This is a genomic window from Humibacillus xanthopallidus (assembly GCF_006717145.1).
Lineage (GTDB): Bacteria > Actinomycetota > Actinomycetes > Actinomycetales > Dermatophilaceae > Humibacillus > Humibacillus xanthopallidus.
Map to the genome: position 1 here is coordinate 1,178,406 of NZ_VFQF01000001.1, position 19,083 is coordinate 1,197,488.

A 19,083-nucleotide genomic window follows, 5' to 3' on the forward strand; every position below is an offset into this window, starting at 1 on the left:
CGAGAACCGGACCCCGCCACCATGGCTCTCCTCGAGGTCCGTGACCTCCGCGTCGCCTTCAACACCCCCGACGGGGTGCTGGAGGCGGTGCGGGGGCTCTCCTTCGACGTCGACCGCGGCTCGACCCTCGCGATCGTGGGCGAGTCCGGTTCGGGCAAGAGCGTCGCGACGCAGACCATCACCGGCCTGACGAGCGGCGCCCGGGTCAGCGGGTCGGCCCGCTTCGACGGCACGGAGCTCATCGGAGCCTCCTCCGAGGTGCTCCGCACGATCCGCGGAGCTCGCATCGGGATGATCTTCCAGGACCCGCTCTCGAGCCTGCACCCGTACTACACGGTGGGCTGGCAGATCGTCGAGATGATCCGCGCCCACGACCGCAGCGTGTCGACGTCAGCGGCCCGGCGCCGCGCGGCAGACCTGCTGGGAGTCGTGGGCATCCCCCATGCCCGGACCCGCATCGACGACTACCCCCACCAGTTCTCGGGCGGGATGCGCCAACGGGTCATGATCGCGATGGCGATGGCACTCGACCCCGTGCTGCTCATCGCCGACGAGCCGACGACGGCGCTCGACGTCACGGTGCAGGCGCAGGTGCTGGCCGTGATGCGGCGCCTGCAGGAGGACTTCGGCACCGCGATCATCCTCATCACCCACGACCTCGGAGTCGTCGCCGAGATGTCCGACGAGGTGGTCGTCATGTATGCCGGGTCGGCCATGGAGCGGGCGCCGCGGCGCACGCTCTTCTACGCCAACCACCACCCCTACAGCGAGGGCCTGCTCGGCTCGCTCCCCGCGAAGGGCGGCACCCGCGACCGCCTGACGCCCATCCTCGGGGTGCCGCCGTCGCTCATCGGCCTGCCCGCCGGGTGCCCTTTCGCTCCTCGCTGCCCGTATGCGTTCGACCGGTGCTGGCGGGAGACACCGCCCTTGCGCATGGTCTTCGACGACCCCGACCACGCCTCGGCCTGCTGGCTGACACCCGTCCTGAGCGAACGTGAGGCGCTGCGGGCGGCCCGCGTCGATCGCGAGCCCGACCAGCCGCAGGAGAGCGCCTCCGCGACGCGCGTCGAGGTGCGGCCATGACCGAGTCCATGACCCAGCCGAAGAACGAGCCCCTGCTCCGCGTCGAGGGGCTGACGAAGTCCTTCCCCGTCAGCTCCGGCAGCTGGCGCCGCAACACCGCCCAGGTGCACGCGGTCGACGACGTCACCCTCGAGATCCAGACCGGCGAGACCCTGGGCCTGGTCGGTGAGACCGGCTGCGGCAAGTCGACGCTCGCGCGCTGCATGGCGCGGCTCTACGACGTCACCAGCGGCACCGTCTGGTTCGACGGCCGCGACATCACCCACCTCGACCGGCGCGAGATGCGCGTCGTGCGCCGCGACGTCCAGATGATCTTCCAGGACCCCTACGGCTCGCTCAACCCGCGCCGCCGGGTCGGCGCGATCATCGGGGACCCCTTCGTCATCCACGGCACCGCCACCGGGCGTGAGCTGAAGACCAAGGTGCAGGACCTCATGGCCACTGTCGGGCTCAACCCGGAGCACTACAACCGCTTCCCCGCGGAGTTCTCGGGCGGCCAGCGCCAGCGCATCGGCGTGGCCCGGGCCCTCGCCCTGCGCCCCAAGCTCGTCATCTGCGACGAGCCGGTGTCGGCGCTCGACGTCTCCATCCAGGCCCAGATCATCAACCTGCTCATCGACCTGCAGGACGAGTTCTCGCTCACCTACCTCTTCATCACCCATGACCTGTCGGTCGTGAGACACGTCAGCGACCGCATCGCCGTCATGTACCTCGCCAAGGTCGTGGAGGCAGCGCCGACGCCCGAGCTGTTCAGCACGACGCGCCACCCCTACACCCGGGCCCTGCTCTCAGCGCTCCCGGTGCCCGACCCCGACCTCGCCGACAGCCGCGAGCAGATCGTCCTCTCCGGTGACCTGCCGACTCCGACCGACCCGCCCTCGGGCTGCCGCTTCCACACCCGGTGCCCCAAGGCGCGTCACGACTGCGTCGCGACCGAGCCGGCCCTGCTGCCGGTGCTCGGCGACGCCGTGGGGCACCCGACCGCCTGCCACCACCCGCTCACCGTCGGCGAGGACCTCTCGCTCGCCCGTCCCGACATCGACGCCACCGAGCGCGTCGGCGACGGCGCCTTCCCGCTCGAGGCGGCGGCGACCAAGGAGCCCGGAGGAGAGTCCCGATGAGCATCGTCCCTCCCCACGACCCGACGGACCCGACAGCACCCCGGCTGACCGACCTCGAACCGAAGGCGGAGGCGCCGGCCTTCCTCACGCCGGAAGCCGGCGACGAGCGGCCCCTGCAGGCCCGTCACATCGAAGGTCGCAGCCCCTGGCTCCTCGCGTGGCAACGGCTGCGACGCGACCGGGTGGCGATGGTCTCCCTCGTCGTCATCGGGCTGATCATCCTCCTTGCGATCTTCGCCCCGGTGACGACGGCGATCACGGGACACCCGCCGAACGAGCAGTACCGCGAGACCGGGCTGTCCCCCGACGGCCTGCCACTCCCCCCGAGCTCGGAGTTCTGGCTGGGCACCGACGACCTCGGGCGCGACATCTTCGTCCGGATCGCCTACGGCGCGAGGGTCTCCCTCCTCGTCGGCGTCGCGGCCACGCTCATGACGGTGCTGATCGGCGTCGTCGTCGGGCTGGCGGCCGGCTTCCTCGGTGGGGCTGTCGACACGCTGCTCGCCCGCCTCATCGACCTCGTGCTGTCGATCCCGTTCCTGCTCGTCGCCATCGCCCTCGTGTCGATCACCGGGCCGAGCCTCACGGTCACCGTGCTCGTCATCGGCTTCTTCAGCTGGGCGGCGGTCGCCCGCATCGTCCGTGGACAGGTGCTGTCGCTGCGGGAGCGGGAGTTCGTCGAGGCGGCACGGTCGCTGGGCGCCTCCGACCGCCGCATCATGTTCGTCGACATCATGCCCAACATCCTCGCCCCGGTGATCGTCTACGCGTCCCTGCTCATCCCGGTCGTCATCGTCGTCGAGGCGACGCTGTCCTACCTCGGCCTCGGGCTCGCGCCGCCGACGGCCGACTGGGGCGGCATGATCAGCGACGCCCAGAACTACTACACGACCGCGTGGTGGTTCATGGTCTTCCCCGGCATGGCCCTGCTGATGACCACCCTCGCCTTCAACCTCTTCGGCGACGGGGTGCGCGACGCGTTCGACCCGCGCAGCGACCGGATCTTCGAGTGAGGAGCTGAGTCGATGGCACGCTTCCTCTTCCGCAGGCTGGCCCTGGGCCTGCTCATCATGTGGCTCATCTCCCTCGCCGTCTTCGCCCTCTTCTTCATCGCCCCCAACGACGTGGCACGCACCCTGGCGGGGCGCCAGGCGACCCCCGAGACGGTCGCGCTCATCTCGGCGAGGCTCGGCCTCGACCAGCCGATCTGGAAGCAGTACCTCGACTTCCTCGGCAAGGCGATCCACGGCGACCTCGGCTACGACTACTACCACCAGGTGCCGGTCACGGAGATCATGGCGCAGGCACTGCCGATCACCCTGAGCCTCGTCGCCGGCGGCGCCATCATCTGGCTCGTCATGGGCGTCTTCAACGGCGTCGTCTCGGCGATCCGGCCGCGCTCGTTCGTCGACCGTTCGCTCACCGCCTTCGCCCTCTTCTTCTACTCCATGCCGACCTTCTTCCTCGGCCTGCTGCTGCTCTACTTCCTCTACTACCAGCTGACCGTCGCCGGCTACCCGATCTTCCCGCCGGGCGGCTACGCGCCGCTCAGCGACGGCTTCTGGCCGTGGCTGCAGCACATGATCCTGCCGTGGTTCACGCTCGCCCTCGTCTCCGCGGCCACCTACACGCGACTCACCCGGGCCTCGATGCTCGAGGTCCTCGGTGAGGACTACGTGCGCACAGCGCGGGCCAAGGGCATCCGCGAGAGCCGGGTGATCACGCGGCACGCCCTGCGCTCCGCGATGACCCCGATCGTCACCCAGTTCGGCATCGACGTGGGCGCCCTCGTCGGTGGCGTCGTCGTCACCGAGACGGTGTTCAGCCTGCCGGGCCTCGGCAAGACCTCCATCGACGCCATCAACCAGCAGGACCTGCCCGTGATCATCGGGATCGTCCTGTTCGCCTCGCTGGCGGTCGTCGTGGCCAACATCGTCGTCGACATCTTCTATGCCGTGCTCGACCCCCGCGTGCGGCTCCACTGAGCCTCAGCGCCGTCGAAAGCCCTCCCAAACCGGCCCAGACCGCTCCTCGCCCCGACCGTGACCCAACCGAAGCCGGACCTGCTTGGGCGTGTTGGGGTGGGGCCTGTCAAAATGGCGGCTGTCCACCCCTCCCCAGCTTCACCCCTGCATTGGACGGTCATGATCGACAGACCACACTTCAAGTTCTCTCGTCGCGGCTACGAGCCCGAAGAAGTCGACTCGTTCATCGAGTCGCAGAACCGCACCCTCCAGGCCGCCAAGAAGGACGCTGCCGAACGCAGCGTCGAGCTGACCAAGCTCAACGCGGCCCTGACCGACCTCCGGGGGCAGCTCGGTCAGCAGTCACGGGTGATGGCCGACCTCAAGAAGCAGAACACGCCTGCGCCCGCGCAGACCTTCTCCGACCTCGGGGAGCGGATCGCCCAGATCCTCACGCTCGCCGAGCAGGAGGCCTCCGACATGAAGGCCCGTGCAGTCGCCGAGGCCGACGAGATCCGCGACCGCGCCAACCGCACGGCAGCCGAGCTCAAGTCGACGACGACGACGTATGCGGAGCAGGCCCGGGCTCGCGCCGACGAGGAGGCCGTGCGGATCATCGCCCAGGCCAACCGCGAGGCCCAGGCCATCGTCGCCGAGGCGCAGAGCGTCACGGCGGCCCAGCGCCAGGAGGCCGCGGCCGAGTTCGAGGCCCACCGCCTGCGTGCCTCCACCGCGTCCGCCGAGCTCGAGATGTCGCTCGCCGCCCGCCGTGAGCAGGCCGACACGGAGTTCGAGCAGCGCCGCAAGCAGCAGGAGCAGCTGCTCGCCGAGTCCGAGACGCGCCTGCGCCAGATCACCGAGCGCGGTGAGCGCGAGGCCGCCGAGCTGCGGGCCCGGGCCGAGCGCACGCTCGAGAACGCCCAGTCACAGGCCGACCAGATCGTCTCCGAGGCCCGCGACCACGCCTCGCGCCTGCGCGAGGAGTCCGACCGGGAGCTGGCGGCCGCCACGGCCCAGCGCAACAGCATCACCGCCCAGCTGTCCAACGTCCGTCAGATGCTCTCGACCCTCGGTGGCGGCGCTCTCGCCGACGTCCTCGGCAGCGAGCCCGCCGCTCCCAAGGCAGCCGAGCAGGAGCGCGCAGAGGTTGCGGAGGGGTCCGACCAGCCGGCCCAGCAGCAGGCTCAGCAGGCACAGCAGGACGACTCGACCGACGAGAGCGGCCAGCACGAGACCAGCGACGACGCCGGTTCCGAGCAGCCGGTCGACCAGTCGGCAGAGCAGAGCGGTGACGCCGAGCCCGACGCCAACGGTGAGGAGCCGGGCGAGCAGTCCTACGGATCGACCGCGTCGTCCTACTACCAGCGCGGCAACGCGCCCGTGGGCGCCTCGACGAACTGAGACCCAGGGCTTGCACGACGGAGGCCGTCCACCCACGAGGGTGGTCGGCCTCCGTCACATCCTGCCGCTGCCGTATGCCGCGTGGCCCGCAGGGCGTCCCGATGTTGCCCCCCGGTCTGGGGGTGGGACCACGGGCTTCATGCCTGCCTCCAGGCAGTTGAGCAGCGGCGTGTTCCCGTCTGTAGTGGCCTGGCGAGCGCGGACAGCGGCATGACAATGCGTCAGAGTCCGCCGGATGCCAGCCAACGCCGCGGCGCTAGGCCCACGCCATTCGCCTCGACCCCAAGGCGCGGCTCCTGACGCGACGGCGCCTCGGTGACGGAAACGTCACGCTTGCTCGTACATGGAGAGCGCGAGACGCCCTGCGAAGTCCCAGGTTGCGCCATGCGTCCCGCGCTCATCGCGCTCGAAGACTCGGGCATCGGCCAACGACGGGGTCCAGCCGCCTTGAGTATCTAGGGCGTGTCTCCCTTATGGCGCCTGGAGCGCACGCCAGTCTGGGGCGGTGACGAAGCAGCCTTCACGGTTCCGGGTGTTCAGTGACAGCGAGTGGGCTCGGATCGAGCCGTTGCTCCCCTCGAATGTCGGGCGTCGGGGCCACCCGTTCGGGGACAGTCGGCGAGTGGTCGAGGGCATCGTCTACCGCTACCGGACCGGGATGCCGTGGCGGGACCTGCCGGGTGAGTTCGGCCCGTGGCAGACGGTGTGGAAGCGGCACCGGCGCTACGCCGCGGACGGCACCTGGGACCGGGTGCTGGCGCGGGTCGTGGCCGAGGCGGACGCCGCGGGGAAGGTCGACTGGCGGGTGTCGGTGGATGCCACCATCACCCGGGCGCACCAGCATGCAACGAACACCCGCCGCCCCGAGCAGGACACAGGGGGCGTGCTCGAACTACAAGAATCTGCCGGTTCATGAGTGTGAACCTGCAGGTCACGGCGTTGGCCGCTCCCGTGGCGGGCTGACGACGAAGATCCATCAGGCGGTCGATGGCAAGGGCCGACCGCTGGCGATGGTGGTCACTGGAGGACAGCGCAATGACGGCGCCATGCTGGTCGAGGTCCTCGCTGACATCCACGTCCCACGGTTGGGTCGGGGTCGGGCACGGACCCGTCCGGACGCGGTGATCGCGGACAAGGCCTACGCGACCGGTGTGATCCGCGCCGAGCTGCGACGCCGCGGCATCAAGGCCGTGATCCCCGCGAAGAGCGACGCCATCGCTGCCCGCAGACGTCGTGGCAGCGCCGGGGGCCGGCCGCCCGCGTTCGACGCCGAAACCTACAAGGACCGCAACGTGGTGGAGCGATCGTTCAACGTCGCCAAGCAATGGCGAGGCCTGGCCACCAGGTACGACAAGCTCGCCATCACCTACCGGGCAGCCGTCACGATCTGCGCTCTGATCACCTGGCTACGGGCATAAGGGAGACACGCCCTAGGTATTCAGTGATCACGTCGGGGACTCCGTTGTTCACGACACACCGAACGGCACGCGCAATCACCCTCGGCTCGCCTCCTGGGAGGTGCGGAGGCCTCCACGTCACGATGTCCGAGTCTCGTTCATAGCGCGTGATGTGCGTGTCGAAAGCAAGCTGGCCGAGTGTCTCGATCAGCACCTGGAGCATCGCCTCGCCCATCGCCACTGTCAGATACCCCCCCGTGTCGCCATAGACGGAGACGCCTCGGCGGGTTAGGTACGGATCGGACACATAACTTGGCGTGTAAGCGCCGAGGCCGAGTTGGTCATCAGGGACATGGTTCCCTTCCTCGTCGATGTTCATGAACTGGCGCGACGCCTTGCCCACGACCAGTGCCAAGCGCTCCCACGAGGCTGCCGCTCCGCTATCCGCACTCTGGGCGAAGCCGATCGTCCAGTAGGGATTGCCTTCCCAGCCCTTGAGTCGTCCCCCCGAGTCGTAATCCGGCGTGCCCATAGCCAATACCGTCGCGGACGCAGTCACGTTTCCCACGTCTCCCCCTTCGTCTGCGGCGTTCCAACCGTTCCGGAATACCAGCTGAGTCACGACAGGCTAGAACGCGGCGATCCGAAATCGTCACTCATCGGCATTGTCGGACGCCTCCGCAGGGGTGTCTTGGCGACTAGCGGGATTGCCGGCCCGAGTTCCTCCGGGCACCAGCCCTGCGCCAGTCAGGCGGGCGGACCCGGGTCGCTCGGTGTCGATGTGCCGTCGTCCGTGGTGTCTCCGCTCAGCACCTCGGGATGGCCCGGGTGGCCCTCGTCTGCGCTCGGGGCGTCCGCCGTGGGGTTGACATGGCTCAGCAGGCCCGTCAGCAGAGGGCCGACGATGCGCCGGAAGGTCCGGCGCGGACGCTCCCGGTCGAGCACGGCCACCTCGAGCTGCGCAGCCCCGATCTCACGGCGGTCGCCGTTGTCACCAGAGGCCGCGAGCACGTCGACCGCGAGCCGCAGCGACTCGCCGAGCGAGAGGCCGGGGCGCCAGGCGGCACCGAGCCGTTCCTCGGCCTTCTCGCTCGCGCCGCCCATGACGACGAAGCCCTGCTCGTCGGCGACCGACCCGTCGTAGGTGAGCCGGAAGATCTGGTCCTCCTCGGGCGTGAGCCCGACCTCGGCCACGACGATCTCGATCTCGAAGGGCTTGGACTCCTGGGTGAAGACGGCACCGAGCGTCTGCGCATACGTGTTGGCGAGGGCCCTCGCGGTGACGTCGGTGCGGTCGTAGGAATAGCCCCGCAGGTCGGCGTAGCGGATGCCCGCGACCCGGAGGCTCTCGAACTCGTTGTAGCGACCGACCGCGGCGAAGGCGATCCGGTCGTAGATCTCGGAGACCTTGTGCAGGGCACGGGAGGGGTTCTCGGCGACGAAGGCGATGCCCTTGTCGTAGCCGAGCACGATGACCGAGCGGCCACGGGCAATTCCCTTGCGCGCGAAGTCCGCCCGGTCCTTCATGACCTGCTCGGGCGGCACGTAGAACGGCATGCTCATCGCGCACCTCCGGGGTTGTCGCGCCGGGCGGCCACGATGCGTTGCACGTGAGCCTCGAGGTCGGGCTGCGAGACGAAGCGGGCGCCCGTCCGGTCGACGACGGCCACGGTGGGCCAGATCTGGCGACCGAGGTCGGGGCCGCCGGTGGCCGAGTCGTCGTCGGCGGCGTCGTAGAGCGCCTCGACGGCGATGCCGACGGCCACCTCCTCGGCGAGGCCCGGACGCCACAGCTTCTTGAGCGAGCCCCGGGCGAAGACCGAGCCGGAGCCGGTCGAGTGGTGTCCGCCCTCGATGTAGCAGCCGCCCGTGACGTCGTAGGAGTAGATGCGCCCCATGTCGGTCTCGAGGTCGAAGCCGGCATAGGTCGGCACGACGGTCAGGCCCTGCATGGCCAGGGCGAGGTTGCCCCGGATCATCGAGGCGAGGCGGTTGGCCTTGCCCTCGAGCGACATGATCGCGCCCTCGATCTTCTCGTAGTGCTCGAGCTCGACCTGGTAGAGGCGGACGAGCTCGATCGCGACGCCGGCGGTGCCGGCGATCCCGACGACGCTGTAGCTGTCGGCGGCGAAGACCTTCTCCATGTCGCGGTTGGCGATGATGTTGCCCATCGTCGCTCGACGGTCGCCGGCCATGATGACGCCGCCGTCGAAGAGCAGGGAGACGATGGTCGTTCCGTGCGGCGCCTCGAGGCTCGCTCCCGACGGAAGCGGTCGACCCGAGGGCAGCAGCTCGGGGCGGTAGGCCCCGATGAAGTCGGTGAAGGACGAGCTGCCGGCGACGAGGAAGGCGTCGTCGAGCCGGCGGGCTCGGCCCCTGGGGTCGGCCGTCACTCTCCGCCCTTCTGGACGAACCCGCGCACGAACTCCTCGGCGTTGGCCTCGAGCACACCGTCGATCTCGTCGAGGACGCTGTCGATGTCGTCGGTCAGGCCCTCCTTGACCGCTGCTCCGGCCGGCGCCGCCGGGGGTGCCTCCGGGGCATCGGGCACCTCGTCCTCACGGCGCTGCGGCTTTGCGTGTTCCTGACCCGGCATGGCTACCTCCTGGGACGTGTGGCCTCGTCCCCCGACCCTAACGCGTGAGCCCGTCCGGTCCGAGCACGGGGCAGCACGGGGCAGCACGGGGCAGCACGGGGCACCGTCGAAGCTCGGGTGTTGACAAACCCCCTGCACGGCGGATGCGCGCTGCTACCTTGAGCACGGCCGGCGAGATCCCGTCGTGCACACAACTTCACAACACATCTACTCGGGGGAGTATCCATGAGCATCGCTCACGATTCAGTCGTGCCTGTGCGCAGCCAGACACGTCGCACCATCGTCAAGGGGGCCGCGTGGTCGGTGCCCGTGCTGGCCGTCGGCGCGCCGGCAGCCCACGCCGGCATCAGCCAGTGCACCGTCACCGGATCCGTCACGCTGGGCCCGGCCGGCCGGGTCCGTCTCGACGCCGTCTGCCGCGACCTGTCTCAGAGCGGCGCCTTCGCGGTGCCGCGCATTCGCACCAACTACGGCCTCGTCTTTCTGCCGTCCTACGTCGAGATCTGCAACTGCACGAGCGACCCCGGCTGGTACCGCTTTCGCGAGACCGACAGCCTCGACAACTTCCAGATCGAGGTCAACGGCCAGCACAACGACCAGAACGGCCCCGGCGCAGGCTTCCGCGACCCGTTCAAGCTCGCACCCGTCGGGCAGGCCGGTGGGTGCCAGCGCTTCTCGCTGACCTACCGCACGTCCGACCCGAGGCCGTACTCCGACGTCGCCACCGGCACCCCACCGAGCGGCTCGCGCGACGCGGTCCAGGTCAACCTCGTCCTGCAGCGCCACCCATCCACGGCGGCGGTTGCGCCGGGCGCGAACGACCCGGGCTGGGTCCTCAACACGAGCCTGCCCTTCAGCGGCTACGCCTGGCGCACCACGCGCCCCGAGCCCGACTTCAACTCGTGCAGTGCCGGACAGTCGGATGCGCGGACCTCGTCCGCTGCACCCTCCGCTGACTCGCTCGGCGACTGAGCCCTGCGCGCGACGACGCGCACCGTCGGCGCCGATGCCGACGGTGCGCTCTGCCTCCGCATCCTCGACGAGGTGCTCGCGGTGCGCGTCGGCGGCCGGGCGGCCCGTGCCCAGGTGCTGCAGGCCTGGTCACGCTGTGTCGTTCCGGCTCCGACCACGCCGGTGCGCACCCTGCTCGCTGCCGACACGGACCTACCGCTCAGCCGAGCTCGAGGCGCGGCTCGTCCACGACCTCAACGACCTCGGCATCGACTACCTCGCCGGCTCGGCGGTCATGCTCCACGCCGCCGGGCTCAGCGGTCGGGGCGGCGAGGTGATCGCGCTCGTCGCGACGTCGGGCACCGGCAAGACGACCGCCGCCGCACAGCTCGCGGCAACGGGAGCCACGGGTGGCCCGTTCGGCTACGTCACCGACGAGACCGTCGCCGTCCTCGCGGACGGCCGTGTCCCACCGTTCCCCAAGCCGCTGGCCGTCATCGACGACCCTGACCGCACTGCAGTGAAGTCGCTGCTCGGGCCCGACCGGCTCGGCCTGCTCCCCTGCCCCGACGAGCTCAGCCTCCACGCGGTCGTCCTGCTGCAGCGGGACCCCACGCACGACGGGAGCCCCCTCCTTGCCCCCGTCGCAACCGTTGACGCAGTGCTCGAGCTCGTCGGCCACACGAGCGCGCTGCTCCGCCTGGAGCGCCCACTCCGGCGTCTGGCGGAGGTCGCGTCGCGCGGTGCCGGTTGCTTCACCGCGACGTATGCCGAGGCTCACACACTCGGAGCGCCTCTCCGGAAGCTCTTGCTGCACAAAGCTGCTCGTGCGGAGCCACCGAGCTGGAGCGCTCTGCCCGACCGCCCGTCGGCGGGCGAGTCACCCGAGGGGCGCGGACGGATCGTGCGCGCCGACGTCGTCGACGGCATACGGGACGGGTCGGAGGGGCTGGTCCTCGTCGGGGAGAGCCCCGTGCACCTCGGGCCGCTGGCCCTCACTCTCTGGTATGCCGCCGGGCCGGGTGCCACGGACGCGACGCTCCTCGACGCGGCACGTCGCACCCACGGAGACCACCCCGGCGCCGAGCGCGCCGTCAGAGCTGCCGTCGACCACCTCATCGAGGTCGGGGTGCTGCGTCGCACCTGAGTTCGACTGCGCGACAGGCGGGTCGGCGGGGTCAGTCAGGTGTCGCCAGCCCTCGGAGCAGGGCGGTCACGTCCGCGCTGTCCTCGAGGAGCGTCCCGACCTGCGCCCGGGTGCCGCGCTCCGGCTCGAGGATCGGCACCCGCTGCAGGCTCGCGTGGCCGGGCACGTCGAAGACCACGGAGTCCCAGCTGGCCGAGAACACCTCGGCCCCGAAGCGACGCACGCAGCTACCCCGGAACCACGCGCGGGTGTCCTCGGGCGGCGTCGTCTGAGCAGCGCGGACCTGCGCGGGCGTGATGAGGTCGACGGTGCGGCCCCGGTCGCGGAGGCGGTGCACGAGCCCCTTCTCGGGGCGCACGTCGGCCCACTGGATGTCGACGGCGGCGAGGCGGTGGTCGTCCCAGGCGAGGCCGTCACGGGTGCGGAAGCCCTCGAGGAGCTGGAGCTTCGTCACCCAGTCGAGCATCCCCGCGCAGGACATGACGTCGCGGCCGAGTCGCGTCAGCACGTCCTCCCACAGCGTCATCACCTCGGTCGTGGCCTCGGGCTCGGGGTCGTCACCGCGCAGCTCGAGCCAGCGCTGGGCGGCCTCGAGGTAGAGCCACTGCACGTCGAGTGCGGTCATGACACGGCCGTCGACGAGCTCGACGGTGGCCTGCAGGGAGGGGTCGTGCGACACGGTCTGCAGCGCCGCGACCGGGCGTCGGACCGACCAGTCCTCGGTCAGGTGGCCGTCCTCGATCATGCCGAGCACGAGCGAGGTCGTGCCGACCTTGAGCAGGCCTGCGACGTCGAGCAGGTTGGCGTCGCCGATGATGACGTGCAGGCGGCGGTAGCGGTCGGCCACGGCGTGCGGCTCGTCGCGGGTGTTGATGATCGGCCGCTTGAGCGTCGTCTCGAGACCGACCTCGGTCTCGAAGAAGTCGGCGCGCTGGGAGATCTGGTAGCCCGCTCCCCTGCTGTCGACGCCCAGCCCCACCCGGCCGGCGCCGCAGACGACCTGCCGGGTGACGAAGAACGGGATGAGGTGGCGCACGATGTCGGGGAAGGCGGTACGTCGCGGCATGAGGTAGTTCTCGTGCGTGCCGTAGGACTGGCCCTTGCCGTCGGCGTTGTTCTTGTAGAGGTTGACCGGCGGCTGCCCCGGACGGGAGGCGAGCAGGCGCACCGACTCGAGCGCGATGGCGTCACCGGCGCGGTCCCAGGTGACGGCGTCGCGAGGCAGGGTCACCTCCGGCGAGCTGTACTCCGGGTGGGCGTGGTCGACGTAGTAGCGGGCGCCGTTGGTGAGCACGACGTTGGCGAGGGTCGGGTCCTCGATGTCGGTGAGCTGGCTGGGGTCGGCGGAGAGCCGGTCGAGCTGCCACCCGCGCGCGTCGCGCAGGGGGTCCTCGAACGCGTAGTCCCAGCTCGACTGGTTGGACCGGATCCCCTGCGCGGCGGCATACACGCTGATCACCTGCCCCGAGAGGAACATCGGGTTGGCCATCGGGTCGCCCGGCACCGAGATGCCGTACTCGGTCTCGAGCCCCATGATCCGCCGCACCGTCATGGTCAGGACGATAACCGGCGCCGGGTCGCTGCCTCTCCCCCGCCCGCCGTATGCCGCCGTGCCGGGCTCAGATCGCGCCGAGCCTCTGGAGGCGATTGAGTGAGAACCAGCCGAACGGGATGGGCAGCCAGTAGGTCGCGAGCCGGTAGAGCAGGACCGCCGAAACCGCGGTGCCGCCCGGCACGCCGATCGCGATGAGGCCCGCCGACATCGCCGCCTCGATGCCGCCGAGACCGCCGGGGGTCGGCACGGCCGAGCCGATGATGGCCCCGGCGAAGTAGACGACGGCGACCGCGGGGATGGCCGCGTCGGAGCCGAACGCCCGGGTGGCGCAGACGAGCGAGGCCACGAAGGAGAGGTCGAGCAGCAGAGCACCACCGAGCAGCTGCGCGACCTTCCTCGGGTGCTGGAAGGTCGCGAGCACCTGCGGCACCGCGGAGCGGATCTGCGGCATCACCCGGTCGGTGATGAGGCCGCGCACCTTGGGCACGGCGAGCAGCCCGATGGCGATGATGACGACCGCGAGGATCCCGGCGACGAGCACGGGCGACGGGCTGAACGAGACCGCCGGGCCGGTGCCGGCGAGCACGCCTGCGACGACGAGAAGCACGAAGTACGAGCAGAACTGGGCCACCTGCGCCACACCGACGCTCGCGCCGGCGACCGCCGGCGGGAGGCCCGAGGTCTGCAGGTAGCGGGTGTTGAGGGCGATGTTGCCGACGGCCGCCGGCGCAACGAGCCCGCTGAAGGCGACCGCGAGCTGGGTCATGTAGGTGCGGATGAACCGCAGGTGGATCTGCACCGCGCCGGCGAGGGCGATCGAGGCCCCGGCGAACGTCGCCGCGGCGAAGACGACGAGGACGATGACCCACTCCCACTGGGCGGTGCTGATCACCTCTCCGAGGTCGACCTGCGCCAGCTGGGTGAGCACGAGGTAGCCCGCCACGACCCCACCGATGAGGGTGACGACGGATCTCAGGGTGACGCGGCGCAGCTCGACGGGAGCGACCTGCTCCGTGGAGGGCCGCAGCTTCATGAGCTCGTCGCGCAGCTCTCCGAGCAGGCCCCTGCGCTCCTTGAGCGCCCTCCGGGTGTCGGGGGTGAGCGCGACCGACTGGAGCACCGGCACGGCGCGCACCACGGCCTCCTGGCCGAGCGCGTCGACCGCCGAGGAGACCGCGCGCTTCGGTCCGACGACGATGGCGACGCTGGTCAGCAGCTGGGCGAGGTCGATGCGCAGGGTGATGTCGTCGGCAGCGAGGTCACCCGCACCGAGCGTGCGCAGCCCGACGCGTCCCTCGGCGTCGATGAGCACGGCGCGGCGGCTGAGGCCGCGGTGGGCGATGCGGCGCCGGTGCAGGGTCTGCACGAGCCGCCAGACCTGGGCCAGCTGCTCGTCGTCGAGGTCGTCGAGCTCGGCCAGGGTGACCCCCTGAGGCTCGACGTAGGCGATCACCGCGGCGAACGGGCCCACCTCGGAGACGGCCACCGGCCGGGGCGCGTGGATGCCGGCGTCGGCGAGCAGCAACCCCATGAGCGTCCGGTGCTCGAGCTCGGCGCGCAGGGTCACGGCGGGAGGCCGGGAGAAGCCGCTGCGCAGGCGGACGGCGCGCAGCAGACGCCGCCCCGACGCGAGGCCGAAGGTGTCTCGGTCGATGACGTGGACGTCGACCGACCCGCTCTCGGTCGTGCCGGCATACCGCCTGTCGCCGGCGGCGTTGGCGTCGACGAGCCGGAGGCGCTCGAGCGGCACGCCGGTGTCGAGCAGGACCCGCGCCACGTCGACCCCGGGCGGGCGGGTCGAGACGGCACCGAAACCGACGCGGAAGGCGAGCCCCACGAGCCAGCCGAGCAGGAGTGAGCAGATGAGCGCCGTCAGCGTGACTAGACCGGAGAGGAAGGTCGTGAGGACCGTCGCGGCGACGACGGCGGTCGCGATCGGCGAGATCCACTTGCGGCCCGCGATGTCGGCGACGGTGAGCAGAGCGATCATCGAGACGACGACGATGTCGAGGGGCGGGCTCTGCCCGGTCGACGTGGGACGGGAGAGCACGTCGGTGAGGAAGCCGCCGTGCCCGGTCGTCACGAGGGCGACGCAGATGATGACGAGGATGCCGCCGACGACGGCGGCTCCGAGGGCCTGCACGAGCTGGAGCGGGCGGCGGCGCACGAGCAGGTCGGCGCCCACCGCGATGGGCAGGAGCACCGCGCCGAGTCCGCTCAGCCACGCGAGCAGCGTCAGCAGGATGCGCGGCAGCCCCCCGGTCGCCTCGGCGAGGTCCTGCTCGACCGCGCCGCGGGTGCCCACCGCGAGGTCGGCGAGGACGAAGCCGAGCACGAGGAGCAGCGTCACGACGACGAGGCGCACGGCATCCGCGGGCCGTCGCACCCGGTCGGGGATCGGGGGTTCGATGACCTCTACCGCTGCTGCCGGGTCGACTGGTTCGTCGTGCTCGGCGGCGTGGTCGGGGAACTCCGGGTCGTCACGGTCGGCCGGCTCGACGAGCTCGACCGGCCGGCCCCGCTCCCCCGGGTCGGGGCTGGGTTCACCGCTCTCGTGGGGCTCGTCTGCGCTGGGCACCCCATCATCCTGCCTGACGGGAGGGCGAGCACCCCGCAAGGCGGCCCTGCGCGCCGTGCGAGACTGCGTGGCGTGAAGCAGAGCAGCTCCTGGGACATGCCCCTGCGCACCCGGCTCGTCGCTCGGGCCGTCGCGCGTGAGCGAGGGTCGATCAGCAGCATCGACGCCCGAGACATCCCCCGCGTGCGCGAGTGGACCACACCCGCGCGGGCGCCCTACAGCTGGATCACCGGGCGCGTCCGTCGCGACGTCAGCGTCGGCACGACCGCGTTTCGCGCTCGCGACGGACACGCGGTCGCGGTCCGCACCTACCGTCCGGTCGGCGCCGGCGCCGGGCCCCTCCCGGTCCTCGTCTGGTTCCACGGCGGCGGGTGGGTGCTCGGCAACACCCAGTCCTACGACCCGGTGTGCAGCGCCCTCGCCCACGGCGCCGGGGTGCTCGTCGTCAGCGTCGACTACCGGCTCGCGCCGGAGTTCCGGGCGCCGCAGGCCGCGCTCGACTGCGTCGACGCCGTGCGCTGGGTGGCTGCCGCCGGGTCTGGCCTCGGGGCTCGCCCGGACGGGATCGGCGTGGCGGGCGACTCTGCGGGGGCCAACCTCGCCGCGGTCGTCACCCAGGTCGTGCGCTCCGAGGGCGGAGCGCAGATCACCCACCATGGCCTCGTCTACCCGGCGGTCGACGCCACGATGAGCCAGCCGTCGGTGGCCGAGCACGCCGACGCGGCGGTGCTCACGCGGGCCGACATGGAGACCTTCCTCGCGCACTACATCGGTGAGGGTCCCGACGCCCTCGACCGGCACGACCCGCTCGTCTCCCCGCTGTATGCCGCCGACCTCGCCGGCCTGCCACCTGCACTCGTGCAGACGGCGGACCTCGACCCCCTGCGCGACGACGGCGCGGCCTACGCCCGGGCCCTGAGCGAGGCCGGCGTCGAGGTGACCCTGACGAACTACCTGCGGGTCCCCCACGGATTCCTCAGCTTCCCGGGGGCGACGGCCGCCCGGTGGGCGCCGTGTGACGAGCTCATCAGCTGGGTCGCGCGGCACGCGCACCGACCGCGGGTCGGCTAGGGTCGAGGCGCACGCGAACCTCGAGAGAGCTGGCTCGGAGTGAATGACGTCGTCGTGTTCAGCGGGTCGGCCCACCCGGCCCTCGCCGACAAGATCTGCGGCCACCTCGGGGTGAGCCGGTCGCCCGTGGACATCAAGCGCTTCAGCAACGACTGCCTCCAGGCGCAGCTGCTGGCCAACTGCCGCCAGCGCGACGTCTACATCGTGCAGCCGCTCGTGCCGCCGACCCAGGAGCACCTCATGGAGCTGCTCCTCATGATCGACGCCGCCCGGGGCGCCTCGGCCGCGCAGATCACGGCGGTCATGCCGCACTACGCCTATGCCCGCTCCGACAAGAAGGACGCCTCGCGCATCTCCCTCGGAGGTCGGCTCGTCGCTGACATGATCTCGACCGCCGGCGCCCACCGGGTGCTGACGATGGCGCTCCATGCGCCCCAGGTGCACGGCTTCTTCTCCACCCCGGTCGACCACCTCACGGCCATCGGGGTGCTCGCCGACCACTACCGCGGCACCGATCTCACCGACTGCATCGTCGTCAGCCCCGACCTCGGCAACGCGAAGGTGGCGACGCAGTTCGCCCGGTTGCTCGGCCTACCCGTGGCCGCCGGGGCCAAGCAGCGCATCTCCGACGACCGGGTCGTCATCGACTCCATCGTGGGAGACGTCGCGGGGCGCAGAGCCATCGTGCTCGACGACGAGATCGCGACGGGTGGCTCCATGCTCGAGCTCATGGACCGCCTCAAGGACGCCGGCACGACCGAGGCGTCGATCGTCTGCACCCACGGGCTCTTCGCGGGCAAGGCGGTCGAGCGCCTTCGGGACCACCCGTTCGTCACGGAGGTCGTCACGACCGACACGGTCCCGCCGCCGCCCGCGTGGCCCGAGCTCACCGTGCGCTCCGTCTCGGCTCTCTTCGCCGAGGCGATCAGCCGGATCCACCACGGTCGGTCGGTGAGCTCGCTCTTCGAGGGAGTCGACCCGACGCATGCACCCCCGCAGGCCAAGCTCCCGTTCGACGACACGCCGTCATGAGCACCGCTGTCGCCCTCCTGCGCCGTCCCCTCGTCGGGTTCGCCCTCGACGTCGTGCTCGTCATCGTGTTCGCGGCCGTCGGCCGGGCCAGCCACGACGAGGCGAACCCCCTCGTCGGTGCCCTCCTCACCGCGTGGCCCTTCCTCGTGGGCACCGTCGTCGGCTGGGCGGTCGTCCGGCTGCTGCGCAAGGCGTGGCCGCTCGAGGTCGGGCCGGGCATCACGGTGTGGTTCTCCACCCTGCTCATCGGGATGGTGCTGCGCCAGGCCACCGGTCACGGCACGGCCGTCAGCTTCGTCCTCGTGGCCTCGGTGGTGCTCGCGGCCTTTCTCCTCGGCTGGCGTGCCTTGGGAGCGTATGCCGCGGGCCGAGCCACCCGGCGCGCAGCAGGCCGGCCTGCGCGGCATACCTGAGGGAGGCGACGACAGCGTCAGCCTGGGATCGGGCGGGTCGCGGCAGGAGCTTGCTTACCCGCCTTCACGGGCACCGGCTGGGCAGACTGCGGGCATGACGTCACAGGGTTCGGACCAACAGCAGCCGCCAGGCTCGCCCCGCAGCATCTGGGCCGACTGGATGGACGCGAACGCGGCCGGTGATGTGGAGCGTGCCGGGTCGTGCGCGGAGGCGATGACGATGGCTGCGCCCACAGCCTTCGCCGCCTGGTTCGAGGCCGGTCTGCACGCGAAGGCGCGACGGGACTGGACGCGGTGCCGGGCCTGGAACGCCCGCGCGCTGGAGCTGTTCGGCGAGGCGGAGCGGCACGAGTTCGACGGGGCCAACCCGGCCGCCTGGAACCTCGGCATCGCCGCGACCGCCCTCGGTGACTGGGCGTCAGCTCGTCGTGCGTGGACGGCATACGGCATCACCGGCATCGGTGACGGAGTGGAGGAGATCGACGTCGACTTCGGGATGGCGCCGATTCGCCTCAACCCTGACCGGGCGTCGCTCGCGCTGGAAGTGCAGCCCGCGTACGGGAACACCGAGGTGGTCTGGTGCTGGCGCCGCAGCCCAGCGCACGCGGTGATCGCCAGCGTTCCGCTTCCGGAGTCAGGCCACCGGTTCCGCGACGTGCTGCTGCACGACGGCGAACCGAAGGGGACACGTCCATCGGCCGAGGGTGCCTCCGGCGAGCCGCCCGAGCCAGATGCCTGCGGGGGCGAGGAGCGCTGAGCTGACGACGAGGACGG

The 19,083-nt window shown here is 71.0% G+C and carries 18 protein-coding genes; 12 read left to right on the forward strand and 6 right to left on the reverse strand.

Annotation, left to right across the window (positions count from 1 at the left end; genetic code table 11):
- The first annotated feature begins 21 nt into the window (after positions 1-21).
- The 6 genes from FHX52_RS05315 to FHX52_RS05340 all read left to right on the forward strand — a co-directional run bounded on the left by FHX52_RS05315 (position 22) and on the right by FHX52_RS05340 (position 6,987).
- A complete protein-coding gene (locus FHX52_RS05315) occupies positions 22-1,083 on the forward strand; it encodes an ABC transporter ATP-binding protein (RefSeq protein ID WP_141820563.1) in 1,062 nt (353 codons plus the stop codon).
- Entirely contained in the window at positions 1,080-2,204 is a 1,125-nt protein-coding gene (locus FHX52_RS05320; RefSeq protein ID WP_141820565.1) for an ABC transporter ATP-binding protein, read from the forward strand. The genes FHX52_RS05315 and FHX52_RS05320 overlap by 4 nt, the downstream gene beginning before the upstream one ends.
- Complete coding sequence (locus tag FHX52_RS05325) at positions 2,201-3,217, forward strand: ABC transporter permease (protein ID WP_141820567.1); 1,017 nt, start codon at positions 2,201-2,203, stop codon at positions 3,215-3,217. Before FHX52_RS05320 ends, FHX52_RS05325 begins: the two co-directional genes overlap by 4 nt.
- Positions 3,218-3,229: 12 nt before the next feature.
- Positions 3,230-4,189, forward strand: coding sequence for an ABC transporter permease (locus FHX52_RS05330; protein ID WP_141820570.1), 960 nt, complete (start codon positions 3,230-3,232; stop codon positions 4,187-4,189).
- Between the two features lie 159 nt (positions 4,190-4,348).
- On the forward strand, positions 4,349-5,569 hold the full coding sequence (locus FHX52_RS05335; RefSeq protein ID WP_141820572.1) for a coiled-coil domain-containing protein: 1,221 nt from the start codon (positions 4,349-4,351) through the stop codon (positions 5,567-5,569).
- 505 nt (positions 5,570-6,074) lie between these two features.
- Positions 6,075-6,987, forward strand: a protein-coding gene (locus FHX52_RS05340; protein ID WP_185747075.1) for an IS5 family transposase whose coding sequence is annotated in 2 segments (ribosomal slippage) — positions 6,075-6,446 and positions 6,448-6,987 — 912 coding nt in all. Because the reading frame shifts where the segments join, the coding sequence is not laid out codon by codon here.
- Here FHX52_RS05340 and FHX52_RS05345 read toward each other — a convergent pair.
- From FHX52_RS05345 to FHX52_RS05360, 4 genes are all read right to left on the reverse strand, one after another.
- Positions 6,968-7,534, reverse strand: coding sequence for a hypothetical protein (locus FHX52_RS05345; protein WP_141820575.1), 567 nt, complete (start codon positions 7,532-7,534; stop codon positions 6,968-6,970). The two genes, FHX52_RS05340 and FHX52_RS05345, sit on opposite strands and share 20 nt — an antisense overlap.
- A 179-nt stretch (positions 7,535-7,713) precedes the next feature.
- Positions 7,714-8,529, reverse strand: coding sequence for a proteasome subunit alpha (prcA, locus tag FHX52_RS05350; protein ID WP_141820577.1), 816 nt, complete (start codon positions 8,527-8,529; stop codon positions 7,714-7,716).
- Positions 8,526-9,359: a proteasome subunit beta gene (prcB, locus tag FHX52_RS05355; protein WP_141820578.1), complete on the reverse strand. Its 834-nt coding sequence runs from the start codon at positions 9,357-9,359 to the stop codon at positions 8,526-8,528. Before prcB ends, prcA begins: the two co-directional genes overlap by 4 nt.
- Positions 9,356-9,562: a ubiquitin-like protein Pup gene (locus tag FHX52_RS05360; protein ID WP_141820580.1), complete on the reverse strand. Its 207-nt coding sequence runs from the start codon at positions 9,560-9,562 to the stop codon at positions 9,356-9,358. Before FHX52_RS05360 ends, prcB begins: the two co-directional genes overlap by 4 nt.
- Positions 9,563-9,787: 225 nt before the next feature.
- Between FHX52_RS05360 and FHX52_RS05365 the strand changes: the two genes are divergently transcribed.
- Entirely contained in the window at positions 9,788-10,534 is a 747-nt protein-coding gene (locus FHX52_RS05365) for a hypothetical protein (protein ID WP_141820582.1), read from the forward strand.
- Between the two features lie 136 nt (positions 10,535-10,670).
- Positions 10,671-11,660, forward strand: coding sequence for a hypothetical protein (locus tag FHX52_RS05370; protein ID WP_141820584.1), 990 nt, complete (start codon positions 10,671-10,673; stop codon positions 11,658-11,660).
- Positions 11,661-11,691: 31 nt separating this feature from the next.
- Here the strand turns inward: FHX52_RS05370 and dop are convergent, their stop codons facing one another.
- Complete coding sequence (dop, locus tag FHX52_RS05375; protein ID WP_141820586.1) at positions 11,692-13,212, reverse strand: depupylase/deamidase Dop; 1,521 nt, start codon at positions 13,210-13,212, stop codon at positions 11,692-11,694.
- A 67-nt stretch (positions 13,213-13,279) separates the two neighbouring features.
- Entirely contained in the window at positions 13,280-15,793 is a 2,514-nt protein-coding gene (locus FHX52_RS05380) for a lysylphosphatidylglycerol synthase transmembrane domain-containing protein (protein ID WP_246069625.1), read from the reverse strand.
- A 72-nt stretch (positions 15,794-15,865) separates the two neighbouring features.
- Here FHX52_RS05380 and FHX52_RS05385 point away from each other — a divergent pair, with 72 nt between their 5' ends.
- The 4 genes from FHX52_RS05385 to FHX52_RS05400 all read left to right on the forward strand — a co-directional run bounded on the left by FHX52_RS05385 (position 15,866) and on the right by FHX52_RS05400 (position 19,066).
- Positions 15,866-16,864, forward strand: a complete 999-nt coding sequence (locus FHX52_RS05385; RefSeq protein ID WP_141820590.1) for an alpha/beta hydrolase — start codon at positions 15,866-15,868, stop codon at positions 16,862-16,864.
- Positions 16,865-16,903: 39 nt separating this feature from the next.
- Positions 16,904-17,896: a ribose-phosphate diphosphokinase gene (locus FHX52_RS05390; RefSeq protein ID WP_141820592.1), complete on the forward strand. Its 993-nt coding sequence runs from the start codon at positions 16,904-16,906 to the stop codon at positions 17,894-17,896.
- Complete coding sequence (locus tag FHX52_RS05395; RefSeq protein WP_141820594.1) at positions 17,893-18,309, forward strand: DUF3054 domain-containing protein; 417 nt, start codon at positions 17,893-17,895, stop codon at positions 18,307-18,309. The genes FHX52_RS05390 and FHX52_RS05395 overlap by 4 nt, the downstream gene beginning before the upstream one ends.
- Positions 18,310-18,403: 94 nt before the next feature.
- The gene (locus FHX52_RS05400; protein ID WP_141820596.1) at positions 18,404-19,066 is read left to right on the forward strand and encodes a hypothetical protein; all 663 of its coding nucleotides are present in this window, start codon (positions 18,404-18,406) and stop codon (positions 19,064-19,066) included.
- Positions 19,067-19,083 lie beyond the last annotated feature (17 nt).

Bases quoted from the DNA above. Each gene is read 5' to 3' on its own strand.
- FHX52_RS05360 (WP_141820580.1), bottom strand. From the start codon at position 9,562: ATGCCGGGTCAGGAACACGCAAAGCCGCAGCGCCGTGAGGACGAGGTG.
- FHX52_RS05335 (WP_141820572.1), top strand. From the start codon at position 4,349: ATGATCGACAGACCACACTTCAAGTTCTCTCGTCGCGGCTACGAGCCC.
- FHX52_RS05330 (WP_141820570.1), top strand. From the start codon at position 3,230: ATGGCACGCTTCCTCTTCCGCAGGCTGGCCCTGGGCCTGCTCATCATG.
- FHX52_RS05315 (WP_141820563.1), top strand. From the start codon at position 22: ATGGCTCTCCTCGAGGTCCGTGACCTCCGCGTCGCCTTCAACACCCCC.
- FHX52_RS05400 (WP_141820596.1), top strand. From the start codon at position 18,404: ATGACGTCACAGGGTTCGGACCAACAGCAGCCGCCAGGCTCGCCCCGC.
- FHX52_RS05320 (WP_141820565.1), top strand. From the start codon at position 1,080: ATGACCGAGTCCATGACCCAGCCGAAGAACGAGCCCCTGCTCCGCGTC.
- FHX52_RS05395 (WP_141820594.1), top strand. From the start codon at position 17,893: ATGAGCACCGCTGTCGCCCTCCTGCGCCGTCCCCTCGTCGGGTTCGCC.
- FHX52_RS05365 (WP_141820582.1), top strand. From the start codon at position 9,788: ATGAGCATCGCTCACGATTCAGTCGTGCCTGTGCGCAGCCAGACACGT.
- prcA (WP_141820577.1), bottom strand. From the start codon at position 8,529: ATGAGCATGCCGTTCTACGTGCCGCCCGAGCAGGTCATGAAGGACCGG.
- FHX52_RS05325 (WP_141820567.1), top strand. From the start codon at position 2,201: ATGAGCATCGTCCCTCCCCACGACCCGACGGACCCGACAGCACCCCGG.
- dop (WP_141820586.1), bottom strand. From the start codon at position 13,212: ATGACGGTGCGGCGGATCATGGGGCTCGAGACCGAGTACGGCATCTCG.